The organism is Streptococcus sp. SG1 (assembly GCF_030439935.1).
Lineage (GTDB): Bacteria > Bacillota > Bacilli > Lactobacillales > Streptococcaceae > Streptococcus > Streptococcus gordonii.
In genome coordinates this window covers 144003-167841 of record NZ_JAQFJC010000002.1, presented here as the reverse complement: position 1 = coordinate 167841, position 23839 = coordinate 144003, and the positions used below count along the sequence as shown (strand labels likewise).

23 protein-coding genes are annotated in these 23839 nt (G+C 36.2%); 19 read left to right on the top strand and 4 right to left on the bottom strand.

Features of this window, described 5'->3' with window-relative positions:
* Positions 1-322: 322 nt before the first annotated feature.
* The 5 genes from PCY06_RS02320 (at position 323) to PCY06_RS02300 (ending at position 5440) form a co-directional block, all read left to right on the top strand.
* Positions 323-1066 (top strand): CPBP family intramembrane glutamic endopeptidase, encoded by a 744-nt coding sequence (locus tag PCY06_RS02320; protein WP_082307570.1) that lies wholly within the window; start codon positions 323-325, stop codon positions 1064-1066.
* Between the two features lie 154 nt (positions 1067-1220).
* Complete coding sequence (locus PCY06_RS02315) at positions 1221-2027, top strand: alpha/beta fold hydrolase (RefSeq protein WP_082307571.1); 807 nt, start codon at positions 1221-1223, stop codon at positions 2025-2027.
* Positions 2028-2271: 244 nt separating this feature from the next.
* Entirely contained in the window at positions 2272-2889 is a 618-nt protein-coding gene (locus tag PCY06_RS02310) for an SAP domain-containing protein (RefSeq protein WP_082307572.1), read from the top strand.
* A 39-nt stretch (positions 2890-2928) separates the two neighbouring features.
* Positions 2929-3783, top strand: a complete 855-nt coding sequence (locus PCY06_RS02305; protein WP_082307573.1) for an ADP-ribosylglycohydrolase family protein — start codon at positions 2929-2931, stop codon at positions 3781-3783.
* 115 nt (positions 3784-3898) lie between these two features.
* Positions 3899-5440 carry an ABC transporter ATP-binding protein gene (locus PCY06_RS02300; protein WP_060970418.1) on the top strand — a complete coding sequence of 514 codons (1542 nt, stop codon included), beginning with the start codon at positions 3899-3901 and terminating at the stop codon, positions 5438-5440.
* Positions 5441-5674: 234 nt separating this feature from the next.
* Here the strand turns inward: PCY06_RS02300 and PCY06_RS02295 are convergent, their stop codons facing one another.
* A complete protein-coding gene (locus PCY06_RS02295; RefSeq protein WP_082307574.1) occupies positions 5675-6541 on the bottom strand; it encodes an Rgg/GadR/MutR family transcriptional regulator in 867 nt (288 codons plus the stop codon).
* A gap of 89 nt (positions 6542-6630) precedes the next feature.
* On the opposite strand from PCY06_RS02295, the gene PCY06_RS02290 reads away from it, so the two are divergent.
* The 12 genes from PCY06_RS02290 to PCY06_RS02235 all read left to right on the top strand — a co-directional run bounded on the left by PCY06_RS02290 (position 6631) and on the right by PCY06_RS02235 (position 17025).
* Positions 6631-6783: a hypothetical protein gene (locus tag PCY06_RS02290; protein ID WP_185768101.1), complete on the top strand. Its 153-nt coding sequence runs from the start codon at positions 6631-6633 to the stop codon at positions 6781-6783.
* A 1-nt stretch (position 6784) separates the two neighbouring features.
* Entirely contained in the window at positions 6785-8371 is a 1587-nt protein-coding gene (locus PCY06_RS02285; RefSeq protein ID WP_082307575.1) for an ABC transporter ATP-binding protein, read from the top strand.
* Positions 8372-8744: 373 nt separating this feature from the next.
* On the top strand, positions 8745-9419 hold the full coding sequence (locus PCY06_RS02280; RefSeq protein ID WP_082307576.1) for a hypothetical protein: 675 nt from the start codon (positions 8745-8747) through the stop codon (positions 9417-9419).
* Positions 9420-9485: 66 nt separating this feature from the next.
* A complete protein-coding gene (locus tag PCY06_RS02275) occupies positions 9486-10154 on the top strand; it encodes a hypothetical protein (protein ID WP_301387056.1) in 669 nt (222 codons plus the stop codon).
* Between the two features lie 144 nt (positions 10155-10298).
* Positions 10299-10967, top strand: a complete 669-nt coding sequence (locus PCY06_RS02270; RefSeq protein ID WP_328287959.1) for a hypothetical protein — start codon at positions 10299-10301, stop codon at positions 10965-10967.
* A gap of 67 nt (positions 10968-11034) precedes the next feature.
* Positions 11035-11289: a hypothetical protein gene (locus PCY06_RS02265; RefSeq protein WP_225791190.1), complete on the top strand. Its 255-nt coding sequence runs from the start codon at positions 11035-11037 to the stop codon at positions 11287-11289.
* A 94-nt stretch (positions 11290-11383) separates the two neighbouring features.
* A complete protein-coding gene (locus PCY06_RS02260; protein ID WP_082307577.1) occupies positions 11384-12106 on the top strand; it encodes a hypothetical protein in 723 nt (240 codons plus the stop codon).
* Positions 12107-12861: 755 nt separating this feature from the next.
* Positions 12862-14619: a glycoside hydrolase family 13 protein gene (locus PCY06_RS02255; protein ID WP_082307578.1), complete on the top strand. Its 1758-nt coding sequence runs from the start codon at positions 12862-12864 to the stop codon at positions 14617-14619.
* A gap of 83 nt (positions 14620-14702) precedes the next feature.
* A complete protein-coding gene (locus tag PCY06_RS02250; protein ID WP_082307579.1) occupies positions 14703-15200 on the top strand; it encodes a hypothetical protein in 498 nt (165 codons plus the stop codon).
* Positions 15201-15246: 46 nt separating this feature from the next.
* On the top strand, positions 15247-15789 hold the full coding sequence (locus tag PCY06_RS02245; protein WP_082307793.1) for a ClbS/DfsB family four-helix bundle protein: 543 nt from the start codon (positions 15247-15249) through the stop codon (positions 15787-15789).
* Between the two features lie 33 nt (positions 15790-15822).
* Positions 15823-16668, top strand: a complete 846-nt coding sequence (locus PCY06_RS02240; RefSeq protein WP_082307580.1) for a DUF4300 family protein — start codon at positions 15823-15825, stop codon at positions 16666-16668.
* A gap of 45 nt (positions 16669-16713) precedes the next feature.
* Entirely contained in the window at positions 16714-17025 is a 312-nt protein-coding gene (locus tag PCY06_RS02235; RefSeq protein ID WP_072074187.1) for a hypothetical protein, read from the top strand.
* Positions 17026-17120: 95 nt separating this feature from the next.
* Here PCY06_RS02235 and PCY06_RS02230 read toward each other — a convergent pair whose 3' ends face one another.
* The 3 genes from PCY06_RS02230 to PCY06_RS02220 form a co-directional block, all read right to left on the bottom strand.
* Positions 17121-17711 carry a hypothetical protein gene (locus tag PCY06_RS02230; RefSeq protein ID WP_082307581.1) on the bottom strand — a complete coding sequence of 197 codons (591 nt, stop codon included), beginning with the start codon at positions 17709-17711 and terminating at the stop codon, positions 17121-17123.
* A 122-nt stretch (positions 17712-17833) separates the two neighbouring features.
* Positions 17834-18634 carry a hypothetical protein gene (locus tag PCY06_RS02225; protein WP_061593232.1) on the bottom strand — a complete coding sequence of 267 codons (801 nt, stop codon included), beginning with the start codon at positions 18632-18634 and terminating at the stop codon, positions 17834-17836.
* 11 nt (positions 18635-18645) lie between these two features.
* Positions 18646-19350: an ABC transporter ATP-binding protein gene (locus PCY06_RS02220; RefSeq protein WP_046165434.1), complete on the bottom strand. Its 705-nt coding sequence runs from the start codon at positions 19348-19350 to the stop codon at positions 18646-18648.
* Positions 19351-19612: 262 nt separating this feature from the next.
* On the opposite strand from PCY06_RS02220, the gene PCY06_RS02215 reads away from it, so the two are divergent.
* On the top strand, positions 19613-22714 hold the full coding sequence (locus PCY06_RS02215; protein ID WP_082307582.1) for a DNA polymerase III subunit alpha: 3102 nt from the start codon (positions 19613-19615) through the stop codon (positions 22712-22714).
* 71 nt (positions 22715-22785) lie between these two features.
* Entirely contained in the window at positions 22786-23796 is a 1011-nt protein-coding gene (gene pfkA / locus PCY06_RS02210) for a 6-phosphofructokinase (RefSeq protein WP_008809277.1), read from the top strand.
* The last annotated feature ends 43 nt before the right edge of the window (positions 23797-23839 follow it).

Here is a 23839-nt window from a genome sequence, read left to right as displayed (position 1 = left end):
GTGTAACTGAACTTCAAAAGTTCACTTAACCTTTTGAGTCCTCCCATGCAACAAAATGAGACTGAAGGTCGAGAAGATTCCCTGGGGAGTAGCTTGTCGTAGAGTAAGGAGTTTACGACGAAACGATACGTTAACAGCGAACCGCCGATTGTGTAGCTTTTCTCGTAAAAGCCTAGAAATCTTGGTATGAATCAATTATGAAAAGCCTTGATTGTAAGGCTTTTTTGTGTTTTTATGATAGAATATAGGTAGTTATAATCGAGAGCAACTAAGAAGCAGTAACAAATATTACATATAAAATAATCAAAATAAGGAAGATAAAATGACAGAAATTGACAAAAAGAATTTAAAAAATTATCTTTGTTTTACATTTGGAATTACTTATATAGCTTGGGGGATTCTTGCCATCTTTACTCAATCTCATATTTTAGGATTAGAAACATTTATAGGGAGAATGTTACATATAGTAGGTGCACTTGGTCCAGCTATTGCAAGTGGCTTTTATTTGAAAAGAAATAATATAAAATTTAAACATTTTGTATTTAATAAAAGAAAAAATAGTAGTATTTATTTCATTATTCATTTGTTAGCAATTTTGATACTATTTTCTGTATCTTCCTTAGAATTAAACGGAGTATCAATTTATCTGATGCCATTATTCTTTATACAACTAATTTTTTTTGGTGGTGGACATGAAGAATTAGGATGGAGAGGAATATTACAACCATTACTTGATAAAAAATATACTTATTGGCAATCTAATTTGATTGTAGGATCAATTTGGGGAATATGGCATCTGACTTTATGGTTTATAGTTGGAGAAAGTCATCAAGGATTTCCTTTTATTTTATTTTTTATATATACATTATTTTTAAGTTTTGTTTTAGGGCTTCTTTACCGTCAAACGAAATCTGTGGGATACTGTATATTATTTCATGCATTCGCAAATTTGTTAAATCTCTATTTTGTGTTAAAAATTAATCTTATTTTTATTATCATTTTTATTGGTTATTTGATTTATACTATATTGGCGAGTAATAGAATTAGTAAGGAAACAACATTTTAAAATTTAGATCAGGATATCCATTATTGAAAGTAACGTGTGGTCATTCTAGATAATCAATGTTAGAGACTTTTCTATTTGATGAGACATCACTGCTTGTACGAGCTGATTAAACAGGGGTGTAGCTAGTGAAAGTCCTACAGTAAGGAGTTTAAACATGAAATTCCATGAATTTGGTGATAAGAATTTGCCTCCTATTTTACTGATACATGGTGGTGGCAGTTCTTGGTGGAATTATCTTCGTCAAGCACGAATCTTGTCAGAAGAATACCGTATTATTCTACCCACTTTGAATGGCCACGGCGAGGAATATCAACTTGATTATGTTTCTACTGAAGATTCTGCTTTGGAGATTCTAGACTATATCAAAGCAAACTGTGATGGGAAATTATTTGCAATCGGTGGTGTTTCACTTGGTGGTCAAATTGCCATAGAGCTTTTGTCTTTAGACAGTGAAATTGCTGAGAAGGCCATCATAGATGGAAGCCTCTGTATTCCTCAACCAAGGTTAGCTAAAATCAGCGTCTTTCTAGTGTCTCTATTTGGTAAACTGATGTTCAATAAATTCTCTTGCAAACTTCAGTTAAGCATGATGAACAAACTCTATCCTAAACTGGCTTATCCAGAGGAAATAAAAGCTTATTATTTGGAGGATTTGCCAAGGACGCCTATCAAAACATTGGTGACCATTTACAAAAACTATATGGGATGTTACAAGTTGAAAGATATGATTTCTGCTAGCAAGGCTCAGGTTCTGTATATCTATGGTGAAAAAGAATTGAACTGTGTGAAAGAATCAGCGAAATTATTTCATCAGCTACATTCAAACACAATTTTGTATGAAGCAAAGGGCTATAACCACGGTTATTTATCAGCTTACCTGCCTTATGAGTGGATTGATTTGGTGGTGCCATTTTTAAAGAGTGACTCATTAGAAATGTGTAACGAATCTGATATGCCATAAGGAGGAAACGGATGCTAGGGCAATTATTGGAAACATTGTAGGTTCAGTTTACGCATGGAACAATATCAAAACGAAGAATTTTTCCTTTATTTTGTGAGGATTATTTTTTCACGGATGATACGGTAAGTCCGAACCGCTGAATGTGTAAGCTTGTTAGCGAAACGTAGCTAGTCCTCAGAATAAAGAAACTAAAACTCCATTATTTAGAAATGAAAACCTAAACTGTTTTTAAGGAGGTGTTATATTGATAGAAAGCAGACCTGAGTTTGAAAAAATCACATCCTTTGATGAGTTTAATAAATACTATTGGTATCGTGATGAACTTTCACAGATATGCAAGTCATTAGGGCTTGAATATAGATGTACAAAACAGGAACTCAATCATATTATTGAGCAGTACTTTAAGGGGAAATTGATTAAAAAATCAACAGTGAAAAGGAAAAAGAAACAAGTAGAAGTCGTTGCCTTAGATACGCCCTTACTTGAATGTGGATTCTCCTTTAATGCACACTTTAGAGAATATTTTTCAACTTTAACAAGTGTTTCCCCCTTTAAATTTACTGCTGATATGGCTACAGCTTGGAGAAAAGTAAAAAGAGAACATGATTTAAGTTTTACCATTCAAGATATGTTAAAAGTTTATTATGGAAATTCAGATTATGCCAAGTATGATCATTCGGTTTGTCAATGGAATCAGTTTTTAAAGGATTTCTGTGCAGACGAAAATAGTGCCAACTACTCGAATAAACTAAAAGTAGCTTCTATTCTTTGGAAAGAAGTTAGAAATTCAAAAAATGAAAAAATTTACTCAAAGAATCTTTTAACTGAATATGCTGATAAAATAAGAGAGTATGACAAGTAGAAATGTCAGTCTAAACCAATAGTTCGTAAGGAGGATACCATGCTAGGAGCAATTATTGGAGACATTGTAGGTTCTGTCTATGAGTGGGATAATATTAAGACAAAGGATTTCCCTTTATTTCGTGAAGACAGCTTTTTCACAGATGACACTGTTATGACCTGCGCTGTTGCTGAGGCTATTATGAAGGGTGGTCAGAAAGATAACTTTATTGACGCCATGAAGAAATATGGCAAAATGTATCCCGATGCAGGCTACGGTGCTCGGTTTAGTAGTTGGATCAATAGTGACAATCGTGATCCTTACAATAGCTTTGGAAATGGATCTGCTATGCGTGTTTCTCCCTGTGCTTGGGTTATGGACTGTGGTTTTTGTGCGAGAACTGGTATGACACCATCAGCTAGGGAGTTTGCACGACTTTCTGCAGAAGTCACCCATAATCATCCTGAAGGTATCAAAGGCGCCATGGCGACAACTGATGCGATCTTTCTGTGTCGTTATTACTTTGGAGGTTATTGTGGGGATTATGAGCAACCAATCAACGACAATCCTACAGAGTGTAAAAGACGGATCAAGGATTATATTGAGCAGGAGTACGGTTACAATCTATCTCAAACTCTAGATGAAATCCGCCCTACTTACCGTTTCAATGAAACTTGTCAGGATACCGTACCCCAGGCCATTATTGCATTTCTGGAAAGTAGAGACTTCGAAGATGCTATTAGAAATGCCATCTCCCTTGGTGGCGATAGTGATACTCTTGCTGCAATAACGGGGAGCATAGCTGAGGCAGCATATGGTATTCCTGATTGGATCAAGGAAAAGGCCTATTCCTATCTGGATGAACCGTTAAAGGATGTAATTAGCCGATGGAAAAAGTTCATTCTAGGAGGATAATAGAGGCTTTTGGTGTTACATACACATTTTATACAAAATATTAAGCCCTTATATCCCTGTCTAGATAAAAAACGACTATCTAAGTTGGTAAATAACTTCAGGAGGTTTATGCGTTATGCTTAGATCTTATGTAACTAAAAAGTATTTATTCTTCTATTTTGTGGCGATTATGATTACCTGGCTGGAGGCTGTCATTACACCAGCTTTGATTCAGTATATTGTCTCTAGTTTTACCAATCACCAGTTGCATTTGCTGTGGCAGGTCTTGATTTGGGGGATTGTGGGAAATTTGATTCTCTTGCTGGGTTTGGCGGGGAAACGCTATTACTATGCACGAGTGCTGACGGACTTCAAGTCGGGCATTAAGCAGGCCATCTTTCAGACTTTCTTATATAGTCGTCGGATAGCGGATGAAGAGGTCTTGTCCGACCTAGAAAATGATGTGAAACAGCTAGAAAATAACTATATTGAGCCTACTGTCATTATCATTTCTTCTTTGGGATTTACAACCGTCTCCATCTCTTATGCACTCTGGACTAATTTTTATCTCGGCTTGCTCTTTATCATTTTTTATTCGATACCAGTTCTTTGTAGCAGCATAGGTTCTAAACGCTTGGATGCGATTACTAAGCAGAAGTCCATGGCTAACCAAGGCTATGTCTCTCAAGTGACCAATATGATTGCAGGTGCTCGTCCCATACGGCATTATCGGGCACAAAGCTTGTTTTACAAACGGTTTACCAAAGATTTACACAAGGCTTTAGAGCAAGAAGTCGCCTATGAAAAGCAACGGACTTTAAACAGTCTCTTTATCAATGGGATTGATGCCTTTTGCTCGGTCGCGCCGATTGTCATTGGTGGTTTCATGACCTATTATAACTACCTAACTGCAGCCAGCTTTGTTGGGATTTACCTAGTATCGCACAATATCGGCTACCAATTTCAGGAGCTATCTTATTTTATCAATACTAGAAAATCAGCCAAGTCTCTCTGTGATAAATTTCAAAAACTGCTGGGAGAGGAGTTGACGAATCCTTCTGTTCTTGAAGGTTCCGTCTTTCCTATCCAGCTAGAGCAAGTCAGCGTAGAGCGTGATGGCCAAGAAATCTTAGCCCCTTGTGACCTTACCATTGAGGAAGGGGAAAAGATTGCCATTATCGGAGAAAGTGGGTCTGGGAAAACAACCTTACTGAACCTCATCTATGGAGAAATCAAGACTAGTCAAGGTCGGATTCACTATCACGGACAAGAGTTAAGCTCGGATGAACTTTATCAGGCTGGAGCCTACATTCTCCAGTCCAGTCACGTTTTTGATGGATTGACACTGGAGGAAAATATCGCTTTGGGCCAAGAATTGGATTCTGTAAAGATGGAGGAAATTCTGCAGCAAACCGGTTTGAAAGGTCTCCAAGGCAAAACACCTAGCAACCAAACTCTGTCAGGCGGTGAGAAGCAGCGGCTAGAAATTGCTCGCGCGCTCTATCACAATCGTCAATTTATCCTGGCTGATGAGGTCAAGGCCAATCTGGATCTTAAAAATCAAGAGAAAATCAGTCAACTCCTTTTCTCTCTCCCACAAGCACTTGTAGAAGTGATTCATCACTACAGCGAAGAGGACTTGAAGCGCTATGATAAGGTGATAAAACTGGATAAATAGGATGATACATAGTTTACAACAAGGAGTGGCAGAGGCCACTCTTTGTTGTGAGTTGGTGAATAGGATATAAATAGGCTACACTGTATTAGACATAGAATTTCCATTCTAGTGGAAAACATTTTCTATATGGAGTCTAGTTTAGTGTAGCCTATTTATTTTATGCTGAGTATGAATAGATCAGAGGTGATTGCAACTTGAAAACTAGGATAATTTTTGGAAATTAAATAGGTTTCGTCACTTACTTAAATTAGAATGTTGCTTAGTAATTTTTTTAAAGTAATCATCCCATTCGTTCATCGTTTCGGGACTGAGAATGATATTAACTGTTTCTAGGATTGTACTATGTGTTTTTATGGCTTTTTCCCTATTTCCCCATAGATAGTCATACATAGCCTGAAGTTCATGTAGATAAAGCTTTTCAAATAAAAAGTAGTTTGGATATTTCTTTTGGAACAGTAAGCATAAAAGTTTTTGACTTGCTCCTTGCTCTTTTCGTTCAATAAAAGCAGAAAGGCAGTTTAGGACTGTATCAATCTTGATTCGATCAAGGTTATTTTTTGGTGATTGAGGAATACTATCTAGAATGGTATTAGTAAATACTACCAGAGCTTCAGTTGTGAAATATGGAACGAGATTTCCAAATAGCCCTACGTCAAGGTTCGTCCAATATTCTAATGAAAAAAAGTAGTCAGTCAACTGAAGTATGACCTCTTGTTTAACTGTCTCATGTTGTAGTTCACAGATCATAACCTCAAGAACGAGTGAGATAATAAGATAAATATATTGCTCTTTTTTTGAAGATAACTCCAAAAGCTCTTTTTTTACTTTAGAGAGTGTCTGAATATCGTTATTACTCAAAGCATCCTCTATTTGTTGTATTATTTTGTAAAAATCATCATCTTGAAAATCCTTCCACTCAAAAAATTCATTAATTTCAACTATCATGAATCCTAACAGTTTAAAGAGTACATCTTTAGAAAGGTTCGTATGGCCGTTTTCAAAGTCAGAAATACTTGTTGCAGAGCCAGCAATTTTGCCGAGTGTTTTCAGGGAAAGTTTTCTTTGCTTTCGAATTACTTTAAATTTTTCTCGATTATTCATGTTCGGATTTCCGAAAATTCTCTTTCTTAAGTTTCTAACATTATATAATAGAAGCATTAAAAATGAAAGGAGAAGAAGCATGGTTGTAAATGAAATTATTAATACGCGCTTGTCCAAAACGTGATATTTTTAACGAACGTAGCTTTGATGAAAAATGCAAACAAATACAACAAAATATTATACAAAATTTTGAACTCGCTATCTTATCTAATAAAGTAAACTACGAATTAAAGGTTGAATGATATGAAGACAATTCTAGAGAATATCTCAAAATTAAAATTATTTGTCTATATACTGTTTTCCATGCTCTATTCTTTACAAGGCTTACTTACGTCTTTTCTCATACAGATTGCAGGGGAAATTGACGTGAATAATACTCAGATGGTTCTAACATTTGGACTGGGAGGAGTGCTGTTATATATATTTGTTTATGCATGTATGTATATAAATAATATCCTAGTACGTGCAATAATTGAAGATTTTAATGTCCTAATTTCTAAAAAGGCCATTGAAAATTTTTATCAAAAAAGATTAAATTATACCTCTGAAGAGCTAAACTCCTTTTTGACACAGGATATTCCAATGTTTTGGCAGGAATACTTAGTTTCTTTGATCGTTTATCCCATCTACGTATTATCTATTCTTGCTTCAGTGTCATATCTCCTCATACAAAATATCCAAGTAGGTCTGCTATTTACAATCGGGGGATTTTTAATGATTATACCTCAGTTTATATTTAATAAAATGTTACAGAAGAGAGGAGAAGAGCTAAGCACTGCGAGAGTAAATAGTATGACATCTATTACAGATTTTACAAAAGGAATAGATACAATTCGTAGTAATCAAGCAAGTAAACAGTTTTCATCCCATGTTTTGGACGAAATCAAGAATACGGAGAAAAAACAATACCGATATTATACAAGTCATAATCTGGTCATGTTTTGGACGGGGCCTCTGAAAGGAATTGGCTTAGTGGTTCCACTAATGATAGGTTTGTTTTTTATTAAGTCAACTTCTATCACACTTACAACTTTACTAGCCATGATGACTGCGTCCATGAATTTAATTTCTCCATTACAACAACTTTTAGAAGGAACCTCTAGCTTGCAATCAGCTAAGTTTATTAGGGATAAGATGGTTTTCATTTTAAATATGAGAAATAATGATGATGAAGAAATAGAAATTAAAACTTCAAAGGAAAAATTGAGGATTTATGGTAGAAATCTTAGTAAGTCATTTGAAGATAAACTCATTTTTGAACGATTATCTTTGGACATTCCTTTTGGAAAAAAGATTTTATTGTCAGGAGCGAGTGGTAGTGGGAAATCAACCTTGTTTAAAATTTTAAGTGGTGAAGATACTGAATTTTCCGGAAGTTTATATTTTGAAAATGAAAAAGGAACTTGTTATGAACCATCCTATAACAAGGTGTCTTTAATACATCAAAAACCGTATATATTTAATGGTAGTTTAAGAGATAATTTAACATTATTTCAGGAAATTTCTGATAGTAATTTGTGTGATGTTTTGCAGAAAGTGAACCTTTTAGAAGAGTTGGGGAATAATCTTGAGACTCAACTTGATGGTCAAAACTTATCTGGTGGTCAAATGATGAAATTAGAAATTGCGAGATGCTTGCTCAGAATTAAGCCGATCTTACTTGTTGATGAAGTGACTGCTTCATTGGATGATATGAATGCTAAAGAAATTCGTGCACTGATCTATTCCCAAAATTGTACTATTATAGAAATTGCTCATAAATTTACAGAAGATAGTTATGATGATATAATTAGGATTGAGGATTATAAGTCTAGTGATCCTAATCAATAAAAGGTTACCGATAGCTATCAAATGCCTTGTTATTCTGAATTACTTGATATGACACTTCAAATAGAATTTCTATATACAAATAATGGTTATAAAGTAAGGTTCACAGCTATTGATCCCGATTAGGAAATTGGAATTTATATTGTTCGATAAACAATATCCTTGATAATGTATTAATACAGACATTTAAGTTTTTTCTTGAATGTCTTTTTTGAGCTAGTGTAAGTATGAACATTTAAAAAATATTAAGCTTTCATATTGATGCGTTGATTGCCTTTAAATGAAGTTTATAAGTGAATATAAATGGTTATCGAAAGTCATTTCTAGTATGTTCATGCTATAATAGACTCAGCTTTCGTTATTTTAGGAGATATAAATGAAAAAATATAAGCATTTATTATATTTCGCTAGCTTGGTAATTATCCTGATATCATTTTTTTCATTGAATGGATGTAGTTTGGGTGGTGAAACCATTCCCAAAAATAGAACAAAGGAACAGTACGAATTTGAAAAAACTTTTGAGCCCATGTTTAAATTTTTGGAACAAGACAAGAAGGAGTTTACTGGACTAAAGTCATACAGTAGTGAAGTTTATATAAAAAATAAAGATGAATTCAAAAAATACGAAGTGGACTTAGATATCTCTCAAGCTGATATTAAGGGGGATTACACAGTAACACTTGGGGACACTAAGGAGACAGTTCCTGTTACATATTCTAATGGTAAACTGAATTATAGCTCGGAGATAAGTCCTTTATTTGATGAAGAAATTCTTAACTTAGTTGTTCAAAGAGATTATTTCACTTCCTTAGATGTGGAAAAAACATTTAAGAGTGCGGAAACGGAATTGAGTGATATTATTTACCAACCAGAAAATCAATCAGAGTTATATAAAAAAATAGTGGAAAAGTATAACCTTCCATCTGACGCAAAACTTTCAGTTAGTCTTGGATATGCGTACTATGACAGATACGATATCCTTCTAAGTATAGAATCTAAAGAAAAATTGATACAAATCAGCACTGCAATTTATTTTGTGAAAGAAAAGTGATTCCTTGAAGTTAATTAAAAATATTGTAAGATAAAAATACCACTCATTACTATTTAGGAGATATAAATGAAAAAATATAAGCATTTATTATGGCTTTCTAGCTTGGTCATCATACTGATATCACTATTGTCATTGAATGGATGTAGTTTGGGTGGTGAGACCATTCCCAAAAACAGAACAAAGGAACAGTACGAATTTGAAAAAACGTTTGAATCTATGTTTAGATTTTTAGAACAAGACAAGAAAGATTTTACTGGGCTAAAGTCATACACTAGTAGAGTTTATATAAAAAATCAAGATGAAGTCAAAAAATACGAAGTGGACTTAGATATCACTAAAGCTGATATTAAGGGGGATTACACAATAACAACTAGGGACACTAAAGAGACAGTTCCTGTTAATTACTCTAATGGTGAACTAAATTATGGTTCAGAGAGAAATCCTTTATTTGATGAAGAAATCCTTAATTTGGTTGTGAAAAGAGATTATTTTGCTTCTTTGGATGTGAAAGAAATCTTCAAGACTGAGAAAACAGAATTTCGTGAGATTATATATCGGCCAGAAAAGAACTCTGACCTCTATAAACACCTAAAAAGCAAATATGATTTACCAGAGGAAACAACATGTGTAGTAGTAGTAAGTCATTCCAGCTCCACCATATATAGAGCAACTATTCACCTAAAATCTAATCAAAAGATTGTACAAATTAGTAGTATTATTTTTGAAAAAGAATGAGATTTTTATGAACGGAATTGAAAAGAGTAATCACTGAGTTGAAATGTCAGTAGTCTTATCGGAAGCTTCTCAGGATTGAAAACATCATAGTTATAGGAAGTCGAGAAATTTAATAAGGATTTATTAGGTTAATTAGAAATTTTTTTGAGGATAATTTTGGAATTAAAATTTAAAAATTCAAGTATGACGTGCTTTCAAATTGTTCAGATAGCTCAAGAATCGAAGAAGTATGTCATGGATACGAGTACTATAAGCCCCAAGAGCTATTACTGGGGATTCAAAACAGATACGATTACAGTGGACATGGTAGAGATTGAAAAGAATAATAACCAATTCGAAATTAAACCTAGCAGACCAGTAAGCGCGACAATGGGAGCCGTAATCGTTCAACCAATCGTCAAGGTTAGCTATGATGCACTGAAAAATTTTTTTATTCACAATAATATTAGTGAACAAATATTATTAAAGTTATTACTCTTTGCAATTTCTATGCTGATTTCTTATTTTGCCATTCTGATTTCATTAAAGTTATCCCATAAAAAAGCAGATAAATGGATTCCTCAAAACAGCAATAAATACATAGTTACATTCACAACTATTCAGAAAAGTAACGGAGGAGTATATCCTTTGGTTGGAGCAATTGCCCTTTGTTTACTTTTCTTTCTTGGTTTGAATAATGGAACAGAAGGAGCTTTTTTGGTGATTAATGGAATCGTATCGTTATTCTTTTTCATGTTTACTCTAGGAAGTTTTCCAATTGCTCATCCATACAAGCATGGTCAAATTGAGGTTGAAAAGATTGAGAAAATATAGAATAAATGACATTGGAAATAGTATTGATTCAGGTATTAAATCCATTCAGAAAGTGTTTGGGTGGTAAATGATTCATTTAAAGTTTAAGAATGTTAATACGGTGGCGTATAGCATTGTAGAAATAGAAAATAAAAAGTATCTTATGGACTTAGGTTCAATGAGAGGGAAACACTATTCTCTCGGACTGCAGCCTAACTTAATCACTCTTGATATAATTGAGTTGATTCTCTCTGATGATAGTTTTGATATTAAGTCTAAAACAAAGATAGGAACAACTACTATATCTATTATGGTACAGCTATTGGATGGCTTTAAAATCTAATCAATCTATAACGGATGCAGCTAAGAATGCCTTAATAAACACAACAGATGCAATTGGCAATTGCTTAAAAACAGTAGGAGGGTGGTTTAGTTAATTGGTGAAGGTGAATACGAAAGGTAAGAAAAAGATTACTGATATAGAAAGAGAAAGATACCATGGCCCTTTGATCACACATGGTGTCAGTTTAGGTTATATTAAATTATATCCATGGATTAGCTTACCAATTAGTTTATTTTTATATTTTGGTGGGGGCTATGAGGATAATATTGGCACTATTAAAGCAGTATTTCTTATATGCATTATTATTAATGTGGCTAGTGTTTTTTTTGCTTGTTTTAACTCTTTAATCAATCGCTTTAAGTCGTTGACTTATATTTTAATTGCTTTAGTGTCCTGGACAGTACTGGTCTGCCTAACCTTTATCGGATTATTGATGTTCATCTCAAACGGAGATTCTATTAGTGCACGAACTGTCTATGATTCAGATTTGAGTCTATTTTATGTTATACCAATGTTGTTACTTTTTATCTTTGCTTGTGGCCTCTATGCTTGGTACTACCTCCCAAAGAATCAAGGAAAAGTCTGGGCTTTTAATCAAGTAAAAGAGGGAGATAGAAAGAAAACATGGTGGAATAATTTTGCTATAGCTTTTACGGGGGCAACAATCATTCCCTCTCTCCTAACAGGCTATATTCAAAATGCTTTTGGTATTTTATTGGGAATTTTATTTACCTTGACTTTGCCAGCTGTTATGGTAGATGCAGTTTATGCAGCTATTTATGTTAAAAAGCACCCTAATAGTGATGAATTAGCTTAAAAATAAAAATGGTTAAGAAATATGGAAATAAGACCTAAAAAGTTAGTTCTTCATAATCCATTTGGTTATGAAGAAAGTTTGTGTAAACTACCATATTCAATTTTCAGCCTATGCCAACGATAATCCTAAGCAGTCTTTAAAAGCGGAGTTGTATTTTCCAGATGCAAGTATTTCACCTTTTACTTTGATTAAACTCGACCCTTTTAAAGACAAAAATAAGAAGATGTCACGGTGGTTAATAGGTGAGATCGAGTTGTCGGACGACCCTTCTTGGAAAAAGAAACAACAATGAATTATCTAGCAGTATGAAAAAATATGCTCTTTATAGAAAATTTACGATTAAATTGGCTGTTATTCTCATTTCTTGTACAGCTTGAATAGTGAAAGATACCTCTATATTTTCCAAATTACCTATCATTTCTGGTTTATTTAAAGTGGATGTTGTTTGAAATGGCAACATCAAATATATTAAGGAGCGAAATATGAAGATATATTCTGATGTTGATGACGAAGGATTAGATAACTTACTAGTAGAATTAAGATACTAAGAAATTCACTAGAAGTGTACTCGGTACAAAAAGAGTTGCAATAAAGGCCAAAGCCTTGTCTCCAAGGCTTTTTAATATACCCTACCTTACCTCCTATTCCCAAACTTTGACAATGGCTTGCAATCATTTTTTTAAAATAGTATACTAGAGTCACGTTATGAAAACGTTTGCTTTAAAAATTGAAAGAGAAAGTTTAGGAGACAAAATATGGAATTAGCAGCCATTTACCATAGACCGGAGTCGGAGTATGCCTATCTTTATAAAGAAGGTCAAGTGCATATCAGAATTAGGACTAAGAAAGAGGATATAAAGAAAATCGTTTTGCACTATGGGGATCCCTTTATCTTTATTGAGGATTCTTATGAAGATGTGAAAGAGATGGTCAAAGTGACCTCTGATGCCTTATTTGATTATTGGCAAGTAGCGGTCTCTGTGCGCTTTGCTCGGATCCAGTATCTTTTTGAGCTTGAGGATAAAGAAGGTCAAAGCATCTTGTATGGAGATAAAGGTTTCACTGACAATAGTCCAGAAAACCTTGCTTTAGAGGGTAATGGTTTTAAACTCCCTTATATTCATGAGATTGATGGTTGCCAGGTTCCTGACTGGGTTTCAAAAACGGTCTGGTATCAGATTTTTCCTGAAAGATTTGCCAATGGAAATGCCGAGCTTTCACCAGAAGGAGCCCTAGATTGGGATTCGTCAATCACGCCTAAAACTACGGATTTCTTTGGTGGAGATTTACAGGGGATTATTGACCATCTGGATTATTTGCAAGACCTAGGGATTACAGGACTTTATCTTTGCCCTATCTTTGAATCTCCAAGTAATCACAAGTACAATACGACTGATTACTTTGAAATTGATCAACACTTTGGGGACAAGGAAACTTTCCGCCAACTGGTGGAGCAAGCTCATCTGCGTGGTATGAAGGTCATGCTGGACGCGGTTTTTAATCATATGGGTGATCAATCTGCTCAATGGCAGGATGTTCTCAAGCATGGTAAAAATTCAGCTTACAAAGACTGGTTCCATATTCAAGAGTTCCCAGTGACGAATGACAAGCTTGTGAATCCAAAAGAATTGCCTTATCATACCTTTGCCTTTGCCAGCTATATGCCTAAGTTAAATACGGCAAATCCCGAGGTCAAAGACTATCTCTTAAGCGTCGCGACCTATTGGATTGAACATTTTGACATTGATGCTTGGAGACTAGATGTAGCTAATGAGGTTGACCACCAATTTTGGAGGGATTTCCGCAAGGCCGTTTTGGCCAAAAGGCCTGACCTTTATATTCTTGGAGAAGTTTGGCATACCTCTCAGCCTTGGCTAAATGGCGATGAGTTTCACGCCGTCATGAACTATCCTCTATCGGATAGTATCAAGAACTACTTTTTGAGCAGGCGCAAGAAGACCAGTCAATTCATAGCTGAGATTAATTGCCAGTCCATGTACTACAAGCAGCAGATTTCTGAGGTCATGTTTAATCTCTTGGATTCGCATGATACAGAGCGCATTTTAGCGACTGCAAAGGGTGATATCCAGCTTGTCAAATCTGCACTCGCCTTTCTCTTTTTACAAAGGGGGACGCCTTGTATCTATTATGGGACCGAGCTAGAATTGGGCGGAGGTATGGATCCGGATTGTAGACGGGTCATGCCTTGGGACCGGGTTTCAAGTAGCAATGATATGCTCAATTTTATGAAGAACTTGATTCAGCTTCGCAAGGAAACTGCGGACATTATTCAGCATGGGAAATTTACCCTAGAAGAAATCGAGCTTAATGTGCTGGCTTTAGAATGGCAACACGTTCATCAAGCAATCCGAGCTGTTTTTAATCAGTCCAAAGAGAATTATCTATTAGACAGAGATTCAGCTGATTTGGTGAGTCATTGCCAAACTGGTGATGAGAAACTTGTCATCTTACCAAAGGGATTTGTAGTTTATTGTGATGAGTCTAAAAGGTAATGGTGTAGAAACATAGGAACTCGGACAAACAGGCTTTATAAAACTTCTTTTTTTAGTGTTGGAATTTTTCATGGTGGTGTAAGATGAAATCAAAAGAACTTCTGAAGAAAAGACTGATTAATTTAGCTAGCGGAGAATTGGCAGCTGTTTTAGTATTTTGGATGAATTTTTTCCTGCTTAAAAAGTGGATTCTCACTACTAAAGCCTTTATTTCTGTTTCTTTCTCCTTGTTTCTTCTAACTTTTATCTTGATACAAGGTTCCACTTTTTGGTGGATTTTAATCAATAGGATTTCCAATCCGAGATTTGCTGAAAAGTATACTGGAAAGATTTACAAGATATTGAAGAAATTGGATTTTATTTTACTAGCTACTGGAATTTTTGTGATATTATTGAATCACGGAGAAGTTTCCACGTTCATTATTTCTTTTTCGATTTGGATATTTGCTCTTATAGAGTGGGTAAACTACTATCAATTGCAATTGTCCTACAGCTTGAATCCTGCTGTTTTATGGAGATACATCAGATATAGGAAATTGAAAAAGAGTAAAATAGCAAAGGAAATTGAGAAAATCTTATAATGCTGATGATTTCCAAGAACTGAAAGTTGCAAAGGAGTTCAATCTTATACCTAGACCGAAAACTAAAGAAGATTTGATGCTAGCTGCTAAAGAAAACTTTGAGAAGTTACAAACTCTCATTTCCAAATTGTCTGATCAAGAGTTAAATACACCCTTTGATTTTTCTCGGGATGAAAAGAAGAAAGAGGCCCATTGGAGACGAGATAAAAATGTTAGAGATGTTTTGATTCACCTCTATGAATGGCATCAGCTCTTGTTGAATTGGGTGCATTCCAATCAAGAGGGGCAAGAGCAGCCCTTTCTTCCTGCGCCCTATAACTGGAAGACTTATGGAGAGCTGAATCTGGAATTTTGGCAAAAGCATCAAAATACTTCTCTAAAAGAGGCAACTCAGATGTTTCAGAAATCGCATCAAGATGTTTTGGACTTAGCAGACACATTTACAAACGAAGAATTATTTTCAAAAAATGTCTATAAATGGGTCGGAGGGACTGTACTTGGCTCCTATTTTGTAAGTGCAACTTCCAGCCATTATGATTGGGCCATGAAAAAATTGAAGGCTCATCAGAAAAATTGTAAGGCAAAATAGTCTGTAGAAGACAAGAATTAGAGAGAAATAAGAATGAAGAAATACAGCAAAATAATCATGTCCTGCGTCTGCCTGGCTATTGCTTTTGGGCTGGCAGCATGTGCTAGTTCGCAGAAAAATAAAGAAACAAGTCAAACTACATCGACTTATTCAAATCTAAACAGTAAAAAGAGTATCGAAGAAGTTAAGAATTTGTTGGCAGCCGACTTGGATAAAGACAGTGTCGATAACTTTGTCAATCTAGTCAATGACTACAATGGCCTTGTCGGATCGACCGGATTAAGGGGCGATTTCACTAAATTTACCAAAACCGAATATGATGTAGAAAAAATCAATCCTCTATGGCAGGCAAAGAAGGGCGATTTTATCGGGACAAATTGTCGGATTAATACCTATACTTTGCTGAAAAATAGCATCGAAATCCCTCAAATAGAAAAAGATGACGAACTCTTGTTTATTGATAATGATTCGATTGACAAGGGCAAGCTCTTAGATGCTAAGGATAAGGAAGAGTTCAATATTCTATTCTCAAGAGTCAAGACTGAAGCGACTCAAGATGTCAAAGTCCATGCTAAGAAAATGGAGGAATACTTCAAACAGTTCAAGTTTAATGAAAAGGCTCGAATGTTATCAGTCATTGTTCATGATAATCTTGATGGCGACTCCCTTTTTGTAGGGCATGTTGGTGTCTTGGTTCCAGACAAAGACGGATATTTATTTGTCGAAAAGCTGACCTTTGAAGAGCCTTATCAGGCAATCAAATTTGCGACCAAGGAAGATGTCTACAAATACTTGCAGACCAAATATAAGGACTACACAGGGGAAGGCCTGGCTAAGCCCTTTATCATGGATAATGATAAGTGGGTAGAGGGTAAATAGTGTGCTCTGTTAGCATTAAGAAAATAGAAGAGTGAGATTTATCGTATGGAATTAAAAGATTTTACAGAAAAAGAGCAGGAGCAGATTAATCAGGGGCTCAGCACTGCAGAAATTTCCGATAAGGAAGCTGCTAAAAAGATTCTGGCACTCGTGCCCCAAGAATGGATTAAGAGGATTCCTTTCTTTGTTAGAGGGCATGCGACGACTAAGACCGTTGAGCGAGTTGCCAAGCAATATCCTGAACTATACGCTGTCGCTAAGCAGCAAGGCGAACTTCCTGACAAGGAAAGGGAAGAATTGCGCGTGATTATGACAAGCATCTTTGAAGAAAAGATGAATAAACATAAGATTAAGTAAGAGAATTTCAAGTTGGTCTGAAAAAGCCTTACTTAATACTTGCATACAAAAAACAAGTGACGGCGTTAATAAAAGATGCGGTCACTTGTTTTATATTATTTACTTTCAACCTCATTTTGAAAAACTAGGTCAGGTTTCAATTCTAGTACTTTTTCAAAAAATGCCATCAAGTGTTGGTATTTGTTGGGATCGATGATTCCCAAACCAATCTTTTGTTGCTCTTTCCCATTTTTTGTATAAAGGAAGAAATTTTTTGTTTTTACATTGCCAGCATGAACCCACTCAATTTTTAAAGTGATAGACTCAATTTCATCTAAGTAAACAGGCATAAGGAGTCTCTTTTTAACGAGAAAGAGAGCGTCTCGATAGAGATAAAGAGAGTTAAAATCATCTTTAACGAGTGCCTTTTCTTGGATGAGCTGGTGCTGGTCTGTGAGCTCAGGATAGCGTTCGTAAATACTTTGGTATTTTTCTCGGATTTTTTGAGGTGCTTTTATAGCCAAGTGGCCAAAAGCAATAATGATCCCCAAAAGAATAATTCCAAAGATTCCAGAGAATACGAGTCCAATGGTGTCATTTTTTTGGAGAGCAGATGGTAGGTTCAAAAGCAGAAATAGCAGGCCAAGGCTTCCCAAAATAACCCAGATTAGTGAAGACGTAACAGAAGCTTTGATTTCTTTTTGCATGAAAGCAACTCCTTTAAATAAAATAATATACAGTCTTATTGTAACACGAATAAGCGCCCTTGAAAACTAGAGTAAAAAAACAATCAGAAATTTCTGATTGTTCTTTTGATGATTTAAGATTTTTATTCAAGGTTTAGCTTAGTGCGAGTAATATAGTAAACCCCAAAATAGAAAAGAAGAAGTTTTATAATCTCATAAGTATAAGCGGACAGGAATGAAAACTGAATAGGCGGTTGGGAATAAGAACCAACATATTGTGCATAGGTAATCGCATAGATGAAAGGATTTGTGAAATAAAGCTGACGATTCAGTACTCCTATTATAATCCATAGAACAAAGGCAGCTACAAAGGACATTAGAATGCGATGATTTTGGAAAAGCTGGCCAATGGAAATAGACAAGTATAGGAATAATACAAAAGAAATCGAACCTAGAAGCAAATAGAAGGCTATTTGAAGAGTAGGAATCAATGGAATGTAGGAAAGAAGAAGACCAATTTTATTGAGGACATCAACCCCTGAACCAAGAGCTACAAGAAAAGCCATCCAGATGATGCTTAGGAAAATTCCCAAGACGCTCGCAATATACCAAATAGTTGCCATTGTCATTTTTGAAAGGATGATTTGGTGGGCATTTGCGGGCAGTGTCCAAGTCAAGTATGCTTCACGACCAAAAATATTTTGATAGAAACGTCTAATGGTAATGACTAGGTTAGAAATAACAAGTGCAGTACAGGTTGAAAAGAATACAATAGTAAAGAATGAATAGACTGCTGAGACAGCATCATCTGACGTAATTCCACTAGATATACTGTTAGACAGCATCAGACCAAAAATTGATGAGACAATAGCCAGAATCAAGAACAAGACGCCATATAATTTTCCGGCTGCTTTAAATTCATATTTTAATAATTTCCCAAACATAAATCTCTCCTTTAAATTCTAAACTGATCACGGAAGATATGGTCAATAGTGTTGTCGTGTTTTCTGCGAAGCTCATTAGCATCTTCCTGCAACAAGATTTCCCCATCTTTGATAAAGATGACATCATCGAGAATATCTTCGATATCGGAAATCAAGTGGGTAGAGATCAACACAGAAGAATTCTCTGAACGATTTTGAATGATAGTCTTCAAAATATAGTCTCGGGCTGCCGGATCCACACCACCAATTGGTTCATCAAGAACGTAGAGATCAGCCTTTCGACTCATAACTAGGATTAATTGAACCTTTTCTTTATTACCTTTTGAAAGATTCTTCAAACGACTTTTTTCGTCTAATTTGAGATCTTCTAAAAGGTGGTTGGCCTTTTCTTCATCAAAGTCAGAATAGAAGTCTTTGAACATAGCAAATACTTCTTTGATTTTCATATTATCACCAAGATAAGTTGTATCTGGTAGATAAGAGACAACCTTTTTCGTTTTAGGAGAAGGTTTTTCTCCATTGATAAGAACCTGTCCAGAAGTCGGTTGCAGAAGACCATTGATAAGTTTGATGATAGTTGTTTTTCCACTACCATTTGGTCCTAGCAAACCAACAATACGTCCAGGTTGGATATCCAAGTTAACACCAGAAAGAGCTTCAGTCTTTCCATAATTCTTTTGAACATGCTCCAAACGAAGCAAAGATGAAGTTGACATATAAACCTCCTAAAAGATACAAAGCTAACAAGACAGCATCATGCGGTATTGATATTAGATTTGATTCTTAGTTGCCAATATAATTAGTATTATTTGGGCTAAAAATCAATATGCTTTTAAGATATTATATAGTTTGTTAAAAAAAAAATCAAATTTGTTCAGAGATTCCATAGATTTTCTAAGGCTTTTTTTGTCATTGGTTTCTTCTTTTTTTAAATTCTAGTATAATAGAAACTAAAGATTACAAGCGAAGGAGAGGCCAGTGATTGCACAGTTAGATACTAAAACAGTATACAGTTTTATGGACAGCCTCGTCTCAATAAAAAAATATGTGGAAAAGGCAAAAGAATTTGGTTATAGTCACTTAGGGATTATGGATATGGATAATCTCTACGGAGCCTATCATTTTTTAGAAGAAACAAAAGCAGCTGGAATTCAGGGGCTTTTAGGTTTGGACTTGAATTTAGTCAAAGATGGACAGCCTTTGTCCTTACGATTGTTGGCGATAAACAGCCAAGGTTATCGGAATTTGATGAAGGTTTCAACTCTCATCATGCTTGACAAAAAAGAGTGGTCAGATATTCAGCATTTGATGCAAGGTTTGGCTCTGATTGTTCCTGCTTATCCTGGAATTGATGATTTAGATTTGGGAAGAGATTATTACATTGGGGTTTCTCCAACGACTCCTCTTCAAGATTTTTCAAGGCCTACGATACCTCTTTATACTGTCCGCTATTTTGATACAGGAGACTTGGAAACCTTGCAGATGCTGAGGGCTATTCGAGAGAATGTTAGTCTGAGAGAAGTAGGAGATTTGCCAAGCGGTCAGCATTTTTTGCGACCCGAGCAACTTAGGGACGCTTTTGAGCAGACCTTTCCAGAGAGTTTGGAAAATCTTGAAAGGCTGGTCCAGGATGTCCATTATGATATCGATACAGAGTTAAAATTGCCACGTTTTAATCCAGAACGTCCAGCAGTGGAAGAGCTACGAGAGCGCTCAGAAGCTGGCCTGAAAAAGCGAGGCTTAACAAGCTCTCTCTATCAGGAACGCCTTGACCAGGAACTTGCTGTTATTCATAAGATGGGCTTTGATGATTATTTCCTCATAGTATGGGATTTGTTGCGTTTTGGACGTAGTCAGGGCTATTACATGGGAATGGGGCGAGGTTCTGCAGTAGGAAGTCTGGTGGCTTATGCCTTAGAAATCACAGGGATTGATCCAGTCAAGAACAATCTGCTTTTTGAACGTTTTCTAAATCTAGAACGCTTTACTATGCCTGATATTGATATCGATATTCCAGATGTATACCGACCAGAATTTATTCGTTATGTCCGTGATCGTTATGGGACACTGCATGCAGCTCAAATCGTGACTTATTCGACCTTTGGAGCTAAGCAGGCCATTCGTGATGTTTTCAAACGCTTTGGTGTCGCAGAGTATGAGCTGACCAACATCACTAAGAAAATTCGCTTTGGTGATAGTTTGAATACGGCCTATGAAAAGAATATTGCATTCCGACAGATTATCAATAGTAAGTTAGAGTATCAAAAGGCCTTTGACATCGCTAAAAAAATCGAAGGGAACCCCCGCCAGACCTCCATTCATGCTGCAGGTGTTGTTATGAGTGACAATGATTTGACAGACCAGATCCCACTCAAATATGGCGAAGATATGTACATTACTCAGTATGACGCCCACGGAGTCGAGAGCAATGGACTTCTCAAGATGGACTTTCTAGGTTTGCGCAATTTAACCTTTGTCCAGCGAATGAAAGAAGCTGTCCAAAAGAAATATGAGATAGACATCCAAATCGAGTCCATTGATTTGGAAGATAAAAAAACCTTACAACTTTTCGCTACTGGTGATACAAAAGGAATTTTTCAATTTGAACAGCCAGGGGCTATCAGTTTACTCAAGCGAGTTCAGCCTGTTTGTTTTGAAGAAGTAGTCGCTACAACCTCCTTGAATCGACCTGGTGCTAGTGATTATATTGACAATTTTGTCAAGAGAAAGCATGGTCGTGAAGCTGTTGTTTCAATTGATGAAAGCCTAGACGATATCCTGTCTCCAACCTATGGTATCATGCTCTACCAGGAACAGGTCATGCAAGTTGCCCAGCGCTTTGGCGGCTTCAGTCTAGGAAAGGCGGATATCTTGCGTCGAGCCATGGGGAAGAAAAATGCCGTAGAAATGCATAAGATGGAGGAAGAGTTTGTCTCAGGCGCAATGAAGCTTGGACACTCAGAAAAGAAAGCTAAAGAAGTCTTTGCCATCATGGAGAAATTTGCTGGCTATGGCTTTAACCGCAGTCATGCTTATGCTTACTCTGCCTTAGCCTTTCAGTTGGCTTATTTCAAGGCTCATTATCCAGAAGTTTTCTTTGACGTTCTCTTAAATTATTCTAGCAGTGACTATATTACGGACGCACTTAGCTTTGGATTTAAGCTTGCTCCCTTGACCATTAATACAGTTCCTTATCACGATAAATTTGAGGAAAATCAAATCTTTCTAGGTCTGAAAAATATTAAGGGGCTTCCTCGCGATTTAGCTTACTGGATTATTGAAGAGCGACCTTTTACTGGAATTGAGGATTTTCTGCTACGCTTACCATCCCAGTATCGGAAAGAGTCTTCTTTGATTCCTCTGGTTCAGATTGGCCTTTTTGACAGTTTTGAGCCTAACCGTCAAAAGATAATCTCTAATTTGTCGAACCTATTCATTTTTGTGGAAGAATTGGGAAGTCTTTTTGCTGATAGCAGTTATTCATGGACAGAGGCTGAGGATTATAGTCAGGCTGAAAAGTTTGAGCTGGAGCAATCTATTCTTGGTGTTGGCTTATCGGATCACCCTTTAATGACCATTGCCAAAGCGACAACAGAATCCTTTTCTTGGATAGGAGATCTAGCTGAAAACAGCAGGGCAAAAATTCTTGCTCAAGTCCAGTCTATCAAAGTTATTCGGACGAAAAATGGTGAGAATATGGCCTTTTTGCAGGTCACTGACACCAAAAAGAAACTGGATGTGACCCTGTTCCCAGAAACTTATAAGTTACTAGCGAATCGTATAAAAGAAAAAGGTATTTATTTTTTAACGGGGCGTATTCAGGAAAGGGATGGTCGTTTGCAAATGATTTTATCTGAGGCGGTAGAAGCTAGTTCAGAACGGTTTTGGATTCAGCTAGAAAACCATGAATATGATATTCAGATTGCAGAAATCCTCCAACGATTTTCGGGACCGATTCCTGTTGTTCTACATTATGAAAGTGACGGTAAAACAATTGCTACACCTCATTTCCAAGTGGAAAAATCAAAGGATTTACAAGAGGATTTACAAAAATTTACAATGAAAACGATTTATCGCTAAAAAAGGAAGAATTTTCCCCAAGATTGTGGTATAATCAGTTAGAATGTTAAAAGAAAAAGGAGCATAAACGAATGAAACGTATTGCTGTTTTGACCAGTGGTGGAGATGCCCCTGGAATGAATGCTGCCATCCGTGCAGTAGTTCGTAAAGCAATTTCTGAAGGAATGGAAGTATTTGGTATCTATGATGGATATGCAGGTATGGTTGCTGGTTCGATTCAACCATTAACAGCTGCATCGGTAGGAGATATCATTTCTCGAGGTGGTACTTTCCTTCACTCTGCTCGTTATCCTGAGTTTGCGCAAAAAGAAGGGCAACTTAAGGGAATTGAGCAATTGAAAAAGCATGGAATTGAAGGTGTCGTGGTTATTGGTGGTGACGGTTCTTACCACGGTGCTATGCGTTTGACAGAGCATGGCTTCCCGGCTGTTGGTGTACCAGGAACCATTGATAATGACATCGTTGGTACTGATTTTACAATTGGTTTTGATACAGCAGTAACAACAGCAATGGATGCGATTGACAAGATTCGTGATACTTCATCTAGTCACCGTCGTACTTTTGTTGTTGAAGTAATGGGACGTAATGCTGGAGATATTGCGCTGTGGGCAGGTATTGCTACTGGTGCAGATGAGATTATTGTTCCTGAAGAAGGTTTCAAATTTGAAGAGATTGTGGCTAGCATCAAGCATGGATATGAGGAAGGTAAGAAGCACAATATCATTGTTCTTGCAGAAGGTGTTATGTCAGCTGATGAATTTGGTGAAAAATTAAAAGCTGCTGGTGATACAAGTGACCTTCGTGTAACTGAGCTTGGTCACATTCAACGTGGTGGTTCTCCAACCGCTCGTGACCGTGTTCTTGCTTCTCGCATGGGAGCACATGCTGTTGAATTGCTTAAAAAAGGGATCGGTGGTGTAGCCGTTGGTATCCGCAATGAGAAAATGGTTGAAAATCCAATTCTTGGAACAGCAGAAGAGGGAGCACTCTTTAGCTTGGCGGAAGATGGTAAGATTATCGTCAACAATCCGCACAAGGCAGATCTTGCTTTGTCTAGTCTAAATCGTAGTATTTCTATTTAATTTGTTATAAAGGTCAGAATGGCCAAATATATAAAAGGAGTTT